General features: G+C 75.8%; 13 protein-coding genes. 7 read left to right on the top strand and 6 right to left on the bottom strand.

All coding sequences use genetic code 11. The annotated features are described in order from the left end of the window. Window positions 1-167 precede the first annotated feature (167 nt). Window positions 168-1712 (bottom strand): alpha/beta hydrolase, encoded by a 1545-nt coding sequence (locus tag ACZ4UX_RS12230; RefSeq protein WP_465706571.1) that lies wholly within the window; start codon window positions 1710-1712, stop codon window positions 168-170. A 300-nt stretch (window positions 1713-2012) separates the two neighbouring features. Between ACZ4UX_RS12230 and ACZ4UX_RS12225 the strand changes: the two genes are divergently transcribed. Next, window positions 2013-3548, top strand: a complete 1536-nt coding sequence (locus ACZ4UX_RS12225) for a hypothetical protein (protein ID WP_465706570.1) — start codon at window positions 2013-2015, stop codon at window positions 3546-3548. Here ACZ4UX_RS12225 and ACZ4UX_RS12220 read toward each other — a convergent pair. Next, entirely contained in the window at window positions 3545-4237 is a 693-nt protein-coding gene (locus ACZ4UX_RS12220; protein ID WP_465706569.1) for a nitroreductase, read from the bottom strand. The genes ACZ4UX_RS12225 and ACZ4UX_RS12220 overlap by 4 nt on opposite strands. 104 nt (window positions 4238-4341) lie before the next feature. On the opposite strand from ACZ4UX_RS12220, the gene ACZ4UX_RS12215 reads away from it, so the two are divergent. Continuing rightward, window positions 4342-4950 (top strand): TetR/AcrR family transcriptional regulator, encoded by a 609-nt coding sequence (locus tag ACZ4UX_RS12215; RefSeq protein ID WP_465706568.1) that lies wholly within the window; start codon window positions 4342-4344, stop codon window positions 4948-4950. 126 nt (window positions 4951-5076) lie between these two features. After that, on the top strand, window positions 5077-6177 hold the full coding sequence (locus tag ACZ4UX_RS12210) for a M20 family metallopeptidase (protein ID WP_465706567.1): 1101 nt from the start codon (window positions 5077-5079) through the stop codon (window positions 6175-6177). A 133-nt stretch (window positions 6178-6310) separates the two neighbouring features. Here the strand turns inward: ACZ4UX_RS12210 and ACZ4UX_RS12205 are convergent, their stop codons facing one another. Further along, window positions 6311-6949, bottom strand: coding sequence for an NAD(P)-dependent oxidoreductase (locus tag ACZ4UX_RS12205; RefSeq protein ID WP_329491239.1), 639 nt, complete (start codon window positions 6947-6949; stop codon window positions 6311-6313). A 62-nt stretch (window positions 6950-7011) separates the two neighbouring features. Beyond that, a complete protein-coding gene (locus ACZ4UX_RS12200) occupies window positions 7012-7977 on the bottom strand; it encodes an EamA family transporter (protein ID WP_465706566.1) in 966 nt (321 codons plus the stop codon). A 98-nt stretch (window positions 7978-8075) separates the two neighbouring features. Between ACZ4UX_RS12200 and ACZ4UX_RS12195 the strand changes: the two genes are divergently transcribed. Further along, a complete protein-coding gene (locus tag ACZ4UX_RS12195) occupies window positions 8076-8573 on the top strand; it encodes a MarR family winged helix-turn-helix transcriptional regulator (RefSeq protein WP_465706565.1) in 498 nt (165 codons plus the stop codon). Window positions 8574-8655: 82 nt separating this feature from the next. Here ACZ4UX_RS12195 and ACZ4UX_RS12190 read toward each other — a convergent pair whose 3' ends face one another. Then, window positions 8656-9585: a methyltransferase domain-containing protein gene (locus tag ACZ4UX_RS12190; protein ID WP_465706564.1), complete on the bottom strand. Its 930-nt coding sequence runs from the start codon at window positions 9583-9585 to the stop codon at window positions 8656-8658. 29 nt (window positions 9586-9614) lie between these two features. On the opposite strand from ACZ4UX_RS12190, the gene pdxR reads away from it, so the two are divergent. Together pdxR and ACZ4UX_RS12180 are read left to right on the top strand one after the other, a co-directional pair. Further along, on the top strand, window positions 9615-11108 hold the full coding sequence (gene pdxR / locus ACZ4UX_RS12185; protein WP_465706563.1) for a MocR-like pyridoxine biosynthesis transcription factor PdxR: 1494 nt from the start codon (window positions 9615-9617) through the stop codon (window positions 11106-11108). A gap of 161 nt (window positions 11109-11269) precedes the next feature. Then, window positions 11270-12481, top strand: coding sequence for a glycoside hydrolase family 3 N-terminal domain-containing protein (locus tag ACZ4UX_RS12180; RefSeq protein ID WP_465706562.1), 1212 nt, complete (start codon window positions 11270-11272; stop codon window positions 12479-12481). A gap of 21 nt (window positions 12482-12502) precedes the next feature. On the opposite strand, the gene ACZ4UX_RS12175 is transcribed toward ACZ4UX_RS12180, so the two are convergent. Next, window positions 12503-13219: a polysaccharide deacetylase family protein gene (locus tag ACZ4UX_RS12175; RefSeq protein WP_465706561.1), complete on the bottom strand. Its 717-nt coding sequence runs from the start codon at window positions 13217-13219 to the stop codon at window positions 12503-12505. Window positions 13220-13487: 268 nt separating this feature from the next. On the opposite strand from ACZ4UX_RS12175, the gene ACZ4UX_RS12170 reads away from it, so the two are divergent. Beyond that, window positions 13488-13943 carry a hypothetical protein gene (locus ACZ4UX_RS12170; protein ID WP_465706560.1) on the top strand — a complete coding sequence of 152 codons (456 nt, stop codon included), beginning with the start codon at window positions 13488-13490 and terminating at the stop codon, window positions 13941-13943. The last annotated feature ends 89 nt before the right edge of the window (window positions 13944-14032 follow it).

Raw genomic sequence — 14032 nt, 5'->3', positions numbered from 1 at the left:
TGCTTGTTCCCCCCCCCCCCCCCCCCACCCACCCACCCCCCCCCCCCCCCCCCCGCGGGGCCTTCCCCCCCCCCCCCCCCCCCCCCCCCCCCCCCCCACTCCGGGCGGGCCGGCCACCACCCGTCCGGCCGGACCGCACCCGGCGCCGGGGGGCGCCTGGGTGCCGGTCAACCCGACTGCGGGGAGGGGCAGCTGATATCACGGGCGGGGACGCGGCCGTCGAGCAGGTAGGACTCGACGACCTCGCGGACGCAGGCATTGGACCCCGGGTACTGGCCGTGGTCGCCGCTGCCGGTCACCGTCACCAGCCGGGAGCCGCGCAAGGCCCGGTGGGCCGAGCGGGCCGCCTCGTAGGAGGTGGCCGGGTCGTGCACCGAGTTGAGCATCAGCGTGGGCGGCAGGCCCGCCCCCGTCACCCGCACCCGGGGTGCGGTCGGCGCGGGCCAGGTGGCGCAGACGGCGGCGAAGGCCAGCGTCCGGGCGCCCGCCAGCGGCCAACGGGCGGTGAGTTCGCGGCCCCGCGCGACCCAGGTGTCCAGATCACCCGTCCAGGGCGTGTCGTTGCAGGTCACCGCGAAGTACTCGGCGAGGAACCCGGGGCTCAGGTACTGGCCGAAGACCTGCCGCGCCGTCTCCCGGGCGGTCGGGCTCGCGCCCGGCCAGTCGTCCAGTGCGGTCAGGGCGGTGGCCAGCGCGGGGAATCCGTCGCTCGCCCGGTAGACGGCCTGGACGGTGCCGTTGTCCAGCTGGTTGGGGCCGACCGTCAGGGCGCCGTCGACGAGCGGGCCGTCGTGCAGGGCCGCGCGCCGCCGCTCCCAGTGGGCCCCGGCCTCGGCGACGGTGGCGCCGTAGTGGTACGTGTCGTCCCGGGCCGCCAACCAGGGCAGGAAGTCCTCCTCGAAGCGGCGCTGGAAGCTCATCGGCTGCCCCAGCTGGAACCGCTCCCAGCTGCCGTCGAAGCCGACGTTGCTGTCCAGCACCATCCGCTCCACCCGCCGCGGGAAGAGCGTCGTGTAGTACGCGCCGATCATGGTCGCGTAGGACGGGCCGTAGTAGGTGATCCGCCGCTCGCCGAGCAGGGCGCGGAAGAGGTCGAGGTCGCGGACGGTCTGCTCGGTGGTTAGGAACGGCAGCAGACCGCCGCTGCGCCGCGCGCAGTCGGCGCCGAGGCGACGGGAGTTGTCGATCACGCGGGCGCGGGCGGCCGGGTCGTCGTCGCGGAAGTCCCCGGCGAAGAAGTCCTGGAACTCCTCCGGTGTCTGGCAGACGGGCCGGGTGCTCCGGCCCACCCCGCGCTGGTCGAAGCCCACCACGTCGTACGCGGCTCCGACGGCCGGCGCCGCGCGCACGAAGCTGCCCGGCCGCAGCAGCCCCGCCCCGCCGGGGCCGCCGGCGGCCATCAGCAGGGTGCCGCGCCGCTTCGCCGGGTCGTCCGCCCGGTGCCGGGACACCGCGACGGAGAGGTCCGGACCGCGCTTCGGGTGGTGCCAGTCGCGCGGGACGGCCATCGTGGCGCACTCCAGCTCGGGCGCCTCCGCACAGGGCTGCCAGGCGAGTCGCTGCTGGGTGTAGCGGGAGGGGACGGGCGGTACCGGGGCGCCGGTGGCCGCGGCGGCGCCGGTGACGGGCAGGGACAGGGCGGCGAGGAGCGCGGCCACCGCGGTGGCGAGCGCCCCCCGGCGCCGGCGGGTGCTGGGTACGGATTCGTTCACGTCTTGATCCTCGGGGCCCGGAGCGGGTGCGGTCGATCCGGCACGCACCACTTTTCGGGGTGGTGCGGACGACACCCGCCGAACGGCGGGGGCGCCGAGGGCGCAGGGCTCCTCCGGGTCGCCCGGGCTGCACTGTTGACGGGCCGTCGGCCGGGCGGACGGCGGGCGCGCGAGGGGGACGGCCCGGTCGTGTGCCGGGGTCGGGCCGCCCGGAGGAGCGATTGTCGGTGCAGGTCGTTAGGCTGCCGTCCGCAGTGATCGGAACGGAACCAGCACGGGCACGGGGCAGGCGGTAGCGGTATGACGACGACGGACGACGGGGTGGGCGGGGCCCGCGAGGCGCTGGCCGCGCTGCGCGCGCTGGCGCAGGAACCGTCCGGTGGGATCGAGCTGCTGGGCGGCTTCACGGACGAACAGATGGACGCCTGGCCGGTCTTCGTGCCGGCGGCCTGCCGCGCGGTGCTGCGCGAGGTCGGCGGGGTCGAGAGCGAGGAGTGGGGCACCTACGCCTTCGGTCCGGTCGGCGGGGAGGCGCCGGGCGAGGGCTACCTGGTCGTCGGTGAGACCGGCTACGAGGGCGGGCAGCTGGTGGTCGGTGTCGGGGCGGCGGCGCGTGCCGACTGGGGCCCGGTGCTGCGCCTCGAACCCTGGGGGGACGAGGAGAGCGTCGTCGAGGCACCCGGATTCGTCGGCTGGCTGCCGGAGTTGGCCGGCCGGCTGGCCGAGGGTGAGGACGCCTGGCAGCAGCCGGCCGGTGCCTCGACGGTGCTCGCCGTGCCCTCGCTGCGGGCGGCGGCCGCCGATCCCGGGCTCGCCCGGCTGGCCGGCCCCGGCGACAGTCTGACCGACGTCGTCGACCTGCGGGAACTGCCCGGCTACCCGTGCACGCTCGGCTGGGAGCCGTACTACTCGACCGCCCACGCCACCGCGGACACCAGCGGCAGCGAGGTCTCGTTCACCCTGGTCGGCGACGGGCGGGCGCTGCTGGTCCGGAGCCTGGTCAGTGGGGACTTCCTGGGCCGCCCGGTCGAGCGGCCCGCCGTCCCCGCCGACGCTCCCGATCGGGCGGTGGCCGAACTGCGCGCCCTGGCGGCGGAGCTGCCCGGCCTGGTGGTCCTGGAGGGGGGCTGCACCGAGGCGGAGCTGGACGACTGGCCGGTGCCGCTGCCCGGCGAGGTGCGCGCCGTGCTGCGGGAGCTCACCGGCGTCCGGATCGCCGGTCTGGAGCCGGTCGAACTGCGCCCCGGTGCGGTGGCCGACCGGCACTCGCCGACGCTGGTGGACATGGTCGGCGGCCCGGGCTCGTTCTGGCCGGTGGCCTGGCTGGACCGGGGCCGCGACCCGGTCTCCGTGCAGGTGCGGATCGACCGGGAGACGGGGGAGTGGGGCCATGTCGTCTCCGTCCCGGGGGACGCGGAGCGGCTCGCCGAATGGCCGGAGGTGTCCCTGCTCGCCGAATCGCTGCCGCACCTGCTGCTCGTCCTCGCCCGGGCCGCCCGCGGTGCGGCGCGCCGGGCAGCGACGGCGGACGGCGGTGTGGACGGCTCCCGGTTCGCGAGCCGGGTGCGGTCCGCCCTCCACCACTTCCTGCCCAACACGGGCGAGCCCTGGGTCTTCTCGGCCCCGGCGCGGGAGTGGGTCGCGGCCGGCGACGCACTGCGGGCCGCGGCGGCGGCCGCGCTCCCCGGGGACGCCCTGGTGGCGGACCTGCGGGAAGCGCCGATACCGGCCGACCTCTGCTTCCACCGGGTGCGGGCGTGGGGCTACCGGACCCGGGCCGAGCGGCTGTGCTTCCTGGCGGGCGGCCGGATCGTCGCCGTCGTCCCGGTCTCCTAGTCGTGGAACGTCGTGGTCGCCGTCAGTGCCACGCGTCCGGTGCTGACGCGGTTCACCGGTGCGGCGGCTTCGGCGTAGCCGAACGAGACCCCGACGAGCAGCTTCCCCCCGCTGACGCCGAGTTCGCCGCGCACGGTGTCGGCGTAGAAGCTCAGCAGTCCCTGGGGACAGCTGTCCACCCCGTACGCGGCCATCGCCAGCAGCAGCGTCTGCAGATAGGCGCCGACATCCGCGGCCGGCCGCGCGTCGGCACGGTCTGAGGAGACGAAGAGGAACGCGACGTGCGGTGCGCCGTAGAACCGCAGGCTCTCGGCGTCGTAGGCCGCGCGTGCCGCGGCGTCGTCACGGCCGATACCCAGCGCGCCATAGAGCTCGGCGCCGAAGGCGGCGCGCCGTTCCTGCTGGATCGGGGCGTACATGTCCTCGCGGTACGGGAAGTCGGCGGAGGTGCGGCGGGCGGCGTGGGCCGCCTGCAGGGCGTCTGCCAGTCGGTCGCGCGGTGCGCCGCTGACCACCTCCACCCGCCACGGCTGCGTGTTGGAGTTGGACGGCGCGGCGCCGGCCAGCGAGAAGACCGCACGCATCGTCTCCGGGGGCACGGCGTCGGGCCGGAACGCACGTACGGCGCGTCGGCCGCGGATCAGCCGCTCCGCGTAACCACTCAGCTCGGTGTGACCGGACCGGCCCATGGAGCACCCCTCACTCGCACGAAGTAGACGCACCCGTTTACTTGGACGGGTGCGACTCTACCCACCCGCCGCAGCGGAAGTAAACGCCTCCGTATACTCACCCCATGACTGCGGCACCGGAGACGGAAGTGCACGGACCTACGCGGCCGGGGCGGGGTGCGCGGGAGCGCATCCTGGCCGCCGCCACCCGGCTGTTCGCGGACCAGGGGATCACCGCGACCGGCATGGAGCAGATCGCGGAAGCGGCGCCGGTGTCCAAGCGCACCCTCTACGCCCACTTCCGGACCAAGAGCGACCTCGTGATCGCCTACCTGCGGGCGCTCGCCGGGTCGGGGACCACGCTGGAGAGCGTGCTCACCCGTGAGGATCTCGACCCCCGGGAGCGGATCCTTCGACTGTTCGACCCACCCGCCGCGGCGGCGGCCCCGGTTCGGGGATGCCCGTTCATCGGTGCCGCGGCGGAGTTCCCCGACCCCCTGAGCCCGATCCACGCCTACGCCCGGGAACGGAAACTGCTGATGGCCCATCTGGTCACCACGCTCGTGGCGGAGCTGGGGTGCGCCGAGCCCGCCGCCCTCGCCGAGCAGTTGGTGACCCTCGCGGACGGCGCGGCTAGTCGCGCCATGGTGTTGAACGAGGCGGACTACGGCCGGCACGCGCGCGCGGCTGCGGAGACCCTCCTCGCCCACGCCCTCGCGCCTCCCCTCCGCTGATCGCGCCCGGACACGTTCCCCGGACGCGTTCCCCGGGCGCGGCGGGCGGGTCGACGGGTCGGGCTCGGGGCCTTCGGGGCGGGACGGCGGTTCGAGGGGGCGGGCGGGTTCAGTAGCGTGGCGGGCATGACTACGCACAAGGCCGCACCGGTGAACGTCGACGAGATGCTCAAGGACCTCAGGACACTGGTCGAGGTCGAGTCCCCGTCACGTGACCTCGACGCGCTGAAGGCCTCGGCCGAGGCCGTGGCGGGTGTGGTCGAGAGCCGCCTCGGCGGGCGCGCGGTGCTGGTCGGGACCGACGCCGGGCCCCACGTCCACTGGTCGGGCGGCGGCGAGCCCAAGGTCCTGATCCTCGGCCACCACGACACGGTGTTCCCGTCGGGCACCCTCCGGCGCCGCCCGTTCGCGGTCGAGGGCGGGCACGCGACCGGTCCCGGGGTCTTCGACATGCTCGGCGGCCTGGTCCAGGCCGTGCACGGGCTGGCGGCCCTCGACGACCTGTCGGGCGTGGAGATCCTGGTGACCGCCGACGAGGAGGTCGGCTCGGGCTCGTCCCGGGCCCTCATCGAGGAACGTGCGCGGGCCTGCGGCGCCGTGCTGGTCTTCGAGGGGGCGGCCGACGGCGGGGCGCTGAAGACCGGCCGCAAGGGCTGCGGCACGTTCGAGGTCTCCGTCGTGGGCCGGGCCTCGCACGCGGGCCTCGAACCCGAGGCGGGCGTCAACGCCCTGGTCGAGGCGGCGCACCAGGTGCTCGACATCGTGGCGCTCGGCCGGCCGGAGGTCGGCACGACCGTGGTCCCGACCGTGGCCTCGGCGGGCACCCTGGACAACGTCGTGCCGGCCGGGGCGACCGTCACCGTCGACGTCCGGGTCGAGTCGGCCGGGGAGAAGGAGCGGATCGAGGCCGCCTTCGCGGCGCTCGCCCCGCATCTCGACGGGGCGCGGATCACGGTGCGGGGGAGCGTCGGCAGGCCGCCGATGCCCGCGTCGGCGTCGGCCGAACTCTTCGCGCTGGCGGAGCGGTTGCTGCCCGGTGTCGGGAGCATGAGGGTCGGCGGTGGGAGCGACGGCAACTTCACGGCCGCCCTGGGGATCCCGACACTCGACGGACTCGGAGCGGTCGGCGGCGGTGCCCACGCGGACCACGAGTACCTGGAGGTCGCGTCGATGGCCGAGCGGGCGGATCTCGTCGCCGGTCTGGTGACGGCGATCCGGAACGCGTAGGACGCCCCCTCGGCCGGCCCCGCCACCGACCGGCCCCCTCGGCCTCCCCGCCGCCCGCCGCCGACCCGCCCGCGACGTGCGGGTGCCCGGTGCCGAGGGCACCGGGCACTCCCGGGGGCGGTGACGGCGGGGCTCAGTAGGCGACGGTGAAGCGGGTGCGGTGGTGGGCCGGCCGAGCGGCCTCGTCGAGGAGGGCGACGGCGAGGTCCTCCATGGAGATCGCCGAGACACCGGCCTCGTCGACCAGCAGCTCGTCGCGGCCGAGGCGGTAGTGGCCGGTGCGCCGGCCCGGTTCGAGCAGCGCGGCGGGGCTGAGGTAGGCCCAGTCGACCTCGGTCTCGGCCCGGTAGAGGGCGAGCTGCTCGCCGCAGGCGAGGGCGATGGGGAGCCAGGCTGCCGGGAAGTCGGGGTCGTCGATGACGGTGGCGCCGTCGCCGCCGGGCAGGGTCAGGCTGCCCGCGCCGCCGACCACGAGCAGGCGGACGTCCGTCCCGGCCAGGCCGGCCAGCAGGCCCTTGGTGGCGAGCGCCAGGTCGGGCTCGCTGCCGGGGGCGGGGCGGGTGGCGCTGATCACCACGGACCGGCCGGCGGCGAGACGGGCGACGTCCTCCGGGTTGCGGGCGTCGCCGGTGGCGATCTCGGCGGCGGCCGGCAGCGCGTGCGGCCGGGACGGGTCGCGGAGGACGGCGGTGACCTCGTGGCCCCGGGCGAGGGCCTCGGTCACCACCCGGCTGCCGACGTTGCCGGTCGCGCCGAAGACGGTGATGCGCATGGGATGGCTCCGGTTCTCTGGTGGCGTTGGTGAGGGGTTCTGCGGGAGTGCCTGAAGACGGTTCAGGCGCGTGCGGCGGCGGACTCGTTCGCGGGCCGCTCGCCGTGCCGCGCGGGTTCCGGGTCGGCCGGGTCGGCCGGGGCCGCCGGGTCGGCCGGGACCGCGGCGGTGCGGGGCCGCTGGGTCTGGGCGGCGACCAGCGAGCCGAGCACGATCACCGCGCCGAGCCCCTGGACGGGGGTGAGGTTCTGTCCGAGGACGAGCCAGCCGAGGGCGGTGGCGACCACCGGGCTGAGCAGTCCCAGGAAGGTGACCGAGGTGGCGGGCAGCGCCCGGATGCCGCGGAGCCAGAGCGCGTACGACAGGGCCGCGCCGATCAGGCCGAGGTAGCCGTAGCCGAGCAGGTTGTCGCCGGTGAGGTGGGACGGCGGGGCGCCCTCGACGACGAGGGCGACGGGCAGCAGCAGCAGTCCGCCCGCGGTGAGCTGCCAGCCGGTGGTGGCGAGCAGTGGTGCCGGTGAGGTCCAGCGCTTGGAGAGGACGACGCCGGTGGCCATCACGACCGCGCCGCCGAGCGCGGCCGCGACCCCGAGGGCGTCGAGCTGGGCGCCGGCGCGCAGGACCAGCAGGCTGACGCCGGCGATCCCGGCGATGCCGGAGAGGAGGGTGCGCAGTGAGAGCCGGTCGCCGAGCAGACCGGCCGAGAGCCCGGCGGCGATCAGCGGCTGGACGGCGCCGACGGTGGCCGCGACCCCGCCCGGCAGTCGGTAGGCGGCGATGAAGAGCAGGGCGAAGAACGCGCCGATGTTGAGCGCGCCCAGGACCAGTGAGCGCCACCACCAACTGCCCTTCGGGGGCCGGCGGGTGAGGGCGATGAGCAGCAGCCCGGCGGGCAGGGCGCGGATCACCCCGGCGAGCAGCGGGCGGCCGGGCGGGAGCAGTTCGGTGGTGACGAGGTAGGTCGAACCCCAGATGGCGGGGGCCAGCGCGGTCAGCAGGACGATTCCGAGTCGTCGATTCCTTAGCACTAAGCCAATATATCTCAGCGCTAAGGCATATCGGGTCGGCGTCGGCCGTTCGGCCGTGTGAGGTATCTCACCGCTAAGGCATCGTTTAGGCTGGGGGCGTGGCAGATCATGTGGACCGGCTGGTCAAGCAGTGGGGCGCCGAGCGCCCCGACCTCGACGTCTCCCCGATGGAGGTGATCGGCCGGCTGAAACGGCTCACCTACCTGGTGGAGGCCGAGCTCAAGCGGAACTTCGCCGCCCACGGTCTGGACGCCGCCTCCTTCGACGTCCTCGCTACCCTGCGCCGCAGCGGCCCGCCCTACCGCCTCACCCCGACCGGACTGATGCGGACCGCGATGGTCACCTCCGGTGCCATCAGCCAGCGGCTCGACCGGCTGGAGGCCCGCGGTCTGGTCACCCGCACGCCCAGCGGCTCCGACGGGCGGAGCCGGGACGTCGAACTGACCCCCGAGGGCCGCGCCCTGGTCGACCGGGCGCTCCCGGACCACCTGGTCACCGAACGGCGGCTGCTCGCCGGCCTGGACGAGCGGCAGACCGAGGCGCTGATCGACGCCCTGCGTACCCTCCTCGCCTCCCTCGGGGACAGCCCGGAGTAGCAGAACCGAGCCCGGGGCGGGACCGGGACCGGGGTGGGACCGGGGCGGCCACCGGCCCCGGGCGGCAACGGCAGCCGGACGGTCAGGGGTTGACCGCCACCGCCTTGAAGAAGGTGTAGTGGAACGTCCCGCCCTCCTCCGCCGTGCGCCGCAGGTCGGCGATGCCGCGGTCGAACGCGGCCGCGGTGCTGAGCGCCGCGGCGAGGGCGTCGGCGCGCACGGACTCGACCATCGCGACGAAGGTCCGCCGGGTGAACCCCTCCACCAGCGCCGGCCGGCTGTCGTCCACCGAGACGGTGAGCGGGCGGACGGCGATGTCCCGGAAGCCCCCGGCCGCCAGGACGGGGTGCAGCCGGCGGCCGAGGAGCGCGTCACCGCCCGCGTCGGCCTGGAGCCGGACCAGGTGGTCCACGGTCGCCCGGGCGGCGGCGCTGTCCGGGTGGAAGAACGCCGACCCGTGGTCCCCCTCGATCACCGTGACGGTGCCGCCGGGGCGCAGCACCCGCCGCAGCGCGGTCAGCGCGGCCGACGGATCCGCCAGGTGCTCCAGCACGAAGCAGACGAAGAGGTGGTCGAACGAGTCGTCCGGGAAGGGCAGTTCGTGCAGGTCCCCGTGGTGCCAGGTCACCTGCGCGCCGGGCGCCTGCGCCGCTACCCGGGCGCGGGCCTGGGCGAGCGAGTCGGCCGAGATGTCGGCGGCCGTCAGCTCCGCACCCGGGCTGGACGCCAGCAGGTGCACGGTCTGCGCCCCGACGCCGCAGCCCGCCTCCAGGACCCGGCTGCCCGCCGGGTAGGCCGTACCGGCGTGCAGCAGTTCGGCGAGGGTGTCGGCCTGGTCGCCCAGCCGCAGCGCCTCGGTGGGCGAGTAGCCGTGGACGTAGGAGTGCTCGCCGGCCTGTTCACCGCCCCGCTCGTGGGCGTGCGCGTGGGGCTGGCGGTCGTCGTGCGGGAGCGGGGTGCTCGCCGGTCCGGCGGTGGGGGCTGCTGCGGTGTCCGTCGTCTCCGTGGTCATGACCCCACCCTGGCCCGCACAATGGCCCGGTGAACAGGTCCAAAGTGACGCCCGCTCAGGGGTCCATAACCGCCGGTGCGGACTTCCTCCAGCTCGACGCCGCCGACGCGCCGCCCGGCGGCCTCGGCGACTGGCTGGCCCACCGCCTGCGCGAGGCGATCTCGGACGGCCGGCTCCCGGCGGGCAGCCGCGTGCCCGCGACCCGGGTGCTGGCAGCGGAGCTGCGGATCTCCCGGGGGGTCGTCACCGACGCGTACCGGCGCCTCACCGAGGAGGGCCGGCTCGCCGGTCGGGGGCGCGGCGGCACGGTCGTCCTCGCCGCGGCCGTCTCCGTACCGCCGCCGCCGTTCGTGCCCCCGGTGCCGGCCGCGCCGGAGCCCGCCCTGTTCGCGGCCGACCCCGTCCCCGCCAGCTTCGACGCACTGCGGGCCGCGCCCGCCCGGATCGACCTCTCGCCCGGTGTGCCCGACCTCGCCGCCTTTCCGCGGGCCGCCTGGCTCCGGGCCGAACGCGCCGTCCTCGACGCGCTCCCCGCCCACGAGTTCGGCTACGGCGACCCGCGGGGCAGCGCCGCGCTGCGCCGGGCCGTCGCCCGCTGGCTGGCCCGCAACCGCGGCATCGGCGCCGACCCCGACGAGGTGCTGATCGTCGCGGGCGCCGCCCAGGCTCTCGCCCTGCTCGGTCAGGTCCTCGGCCGGGCGGGCATCAGCGAGGTCGCCGTCGAGGACCCGGGCTCGCTCGGCACCCGCCAACACCTCGGCCACTGGCTCCGCGCCACCCCGCCCGTCCCGGTCGACGCGGAGGGCATCCGGGTCGACGCACTGCGCGCCACCGGCGCCCCGGCCGTGCTGCTCACCCCCGCCCACCAGTTCCCGACCGGTGTGGTGCTCGGTGGCCGGCGCCGCCGCGAGCTGCTGCACTGGGCCGGCGAGGGCGGCCTGGTGATCGAGGACGACTACGACGCCGAGCACCGGTACGACCGCCCGCCGGTGCCCGCCCTGCGCGCGGTCCTCCCCGAGCAGGTCTGCTACATGGGCAGCGTCTCCAAGCTGCTCGCCCCCGCGCTGCGGACGGGGTGGCTGCTCGTCCCGCCCCGCTACCGCGAGGCCGCCCTCGCGGCCAAGCGCTTCGCCGACCTCGGCAATCCCGTGCTGCCCCAGCTGGTGCTGGCCCGGCTGATGGACTCCGGCGAGCTGGAGCGGCACCTGCGCCTGCTGCGGCCCCGGCACCGGCGCCGCCGCGACGCGATGATCGCCGCGATCGGCGCGCACCTGCCGGGGGCCGTCGTGCACGGCGCCGCGGCCGGGCTGCACCTGATGGTCACCCTCCCGGCCGGGCTCGGCTGCGGCGACGCCGAACTCGCCACCGCGGCGCTCGCGCACGGCGTCAAGGTGCAGCCGCTCTCCTGGCACGCCCGGCTGCCGCACCCGCCCGGGCTCGTCCTCGGCTACGCGGCGGGCACGCCGGGTGGGATCGAGGAGGGCGTCGCCGTCCTGGGCCGGCTGCTGCGCCGGCCGGGGTGACGGGCCGTGGAGGCGCCCGGGGCCGGGGGGCGGGTGCCGTCCGCCGTGCCGGTCGGCCGCCACCCCGGTAGCGTGGCGGACCCGGGCGGGCACCTCGCCCGGTCCGCTCGAACCAGTCCGCCCGTACCCGTCCGCACTCGTCCCAGTCCCGGGGAGGCCCGATGCCGTCGCTGCCGCGGACCGCCGGTGTCGTGCTCCCGGCCCTGCTGCTGACCGCGGCGGCCCTGGTGCCGGCCTGTTCGGCGAAGGGAGGGCAGCGACCGCCGTCCGCGGCGGAGAGGACCTCGTCGACGGCCACCGGTCCGGATGCCGCGTCGCCCACCACCGCGGGCTCCCCCTCGCCCACCGACCGGACCGCCGGTCTGGACTCCCGGCAGCTCGCCGGCCGGCGGATCGTCTACTCCTACCCCGGCCCGACACCGTCGCCCACCGTGCTCCGGGCGATCCGCGAGGGCCGGGCGGCCGGTGTCATCCTGTTCGGCGAGAACGTCACCTCGCCGGAGCAACTCAAGGCAGCTGTCGGCGAGTTGCGGCAGGCCGCAGCCGAGGCGCCGGACCCCCGCCCGCTCCTGCTGCTGACCGACCAGGAGGGCGGTCAGGTGCGCCGCCTGCCCGGCGCGCCCGTACTCTCCGCGCGCCGCACCGGGGCGTCGGCCGATCCCGTCGGCGAGGCCGCCCGGTCGGGAGCCGGGGCGGCCCGCACGGTCGCGGACGCCGGCCTGAACGTCAACCTCGCCCCCGTCCTCGACGTCTACGACGCCCCGGACAACTTCATCGACCACCGCGAGCGCTCCTACGGCCAGGACCCGGCCTTCGTGGCCCGGCTGGGGAGCGCCTTCCTCACCGCCCAGCAGGACCTCGGCGTCGCCGCCACCGCCAAGCACTTCCCCGGCCTCGGCTCCGCCCCCGGGGGCCTGGACACCGACGAGGGCCCCGTCACCCTGCCCGTCCCCCTCGCCGACCTCCGGGCCCGGGGCGAGGAGCCGTACCGGGCCGCCATCGCCGCCGGGGTCCGGCTGGTGATGACCTCCTGGGCGGTCTACCCCGCCCTCGACCCCGACCGTCCGGCGGGTTTCTCCCCGGCCGTGGTCCAGGGCGAACTCCGCGACCGGCTGGGCTTCCGGGGTGTCACCGTCACCGACGCCCTGGAGGCCGGGGCCCTCGCCCCCTACGGCGACACCGGCGCCCGCGCCCTGGCCTCCGCCGGGGCGGGCATGGACCTGTTGCTCTGCTCCGCCCGCGACGCCGGCCAGGGCGAGGCCGCCGCGACCGCCCTCGCGACCGCCCTCGACGCGGGCGGCCTGGACCGGACGGCCTTCCTGGAGTCCGTCCGGCGGATCGACGCCCTCCGGGACTCGGTCGGCGGGAGCTGAGCGGGAGCCGGGGAGGGCGGCTCAGCCGTCCAGGAGGGTGCGCAGGTCCAGGATGCGGTAGCCGCGGTCGCGGACGGCGTCGATGATCAGGGGGAGCGCCTCCGCGTCCAGGCAGCGCCGCTCGGCGCTCGCATCGGACGCGCCGACGTGGAGTTGGAGGATGGCGCCGGGGGCGAGGGCGGCGAGGGCGCGGTCGACGGCCTTGGCGGTGGTCATGCCGCCGGCGGTGCCGAGGTAGCCGTTGGTGTCGGTGGTGAACTCGAGGTCGGCGAAGCCCAGCGCGTTGACGTCGGCGATCCGCTGCGGCGTCGTCTCGCTGTAGGGGAAGCGGAAGAACGGCAGGGGGTCCGTCCCGGCGGCCTTGCGGATCGCCGTGTCGGCGCGCAGCACCTCGGCCCCGGCCTGCCGGGCGTCGAGCTCGGTGAACAGCGGGTGGCTGTACGAGTGGTTGCCGAGCCCGTGCCCGGCGGCCGCCATCGCGCGGACCGCGTCCGGGTGCCGCTCGGCGTACTGGCCGGTGGGGAAGAAGGTGGCCGGCGCCCCGCGTTCCCGCAGGGTGCTCAGCACGGTGTCCAGACCGGTCTCGTCCCAGGCGGCGTTGAAGGTCAGGGCCAGGACGCGATCCCCGGTGGGGAGCAGGCGCACCTCCGCACCCATCAGCGGCGCGGGCACCGGCCGGGCGGCGACGAGGGCGAGGGCGGCGAGCACGGCGGCGAAGGTCGTGCGGAAGGGCTTCACGCCTGCCCAACGCGTCCGGACCGGGCAGGGCACGCGGCGCACCGCCGACCGGGTGTCCCGTGCGCATGGACCCCGGGCGGCTCGGTCGGTCGCGGTCGGGGCGGGCGGGGCGGCAGTGATCGCGCCATCGAAGGTCGATTTCTGGTCTGTTCAGGTTTTCCGGGGTGGATCACCACTCAGGCGTTCGAATCCCATGCCAGGGTTAAGGCATGGCACATGTGAAATGTCACATGTGAATGAGTCGATGTTTCAGAAGACGGAGAATCCGATGAACCGAATCGCTCTGCTCGCCGCCGGGGTCGCCGGCGCGGCGACCCTGCTGGCCGTTCCGGCCCAGGCCGGTGCCGCCACCACGACCGCCACCGGCACCGTCACCACCTGCGGTGCCTCCGGGCTGCAGGCCGGCCTGGCGACCAAGGTGTGCGTCGAGGTGACCGGTGGCCAGGTCCAGCTGTACGGACAGGTCTCGCTGGCCGGTCCGCCGACCCCGGGCGGTCCCGCCCCGCAGACCAAGGAGCTGCTGACCACGCTGTCCGGTGAGGTCGCGGGCGGTGCCTCGCTCGGCTCGTCGAACGGGCGCACGCTGTTCACCGCCAGCACGGTGCAGGTCCGTGGCGTCGGCGGCACGGTGCCCTGCGGGTCCACCGTCCACGGCAGCTTCGGCGTGGCGTCCTTCCCGTGGAACCCGGCTCCGGTGACCGTGGATGTGGTCGTGGCCTGCTAGGCGACGCGTGCGCGGGGGGGGGGGGGGGGAGAGGGGGGGGGGAAAACAAAAAATAAACAACAGCGTGCCCCGGGAAGCGCTAATAGAGT

This window comes from Kitasatospora sp. NPDC028961, from assembly GCF_055564815.1.
Note: the sequence above shows the minus strand (reverse complement) of the source record. Positions and strands in the feature narration are given on the sequence as shown.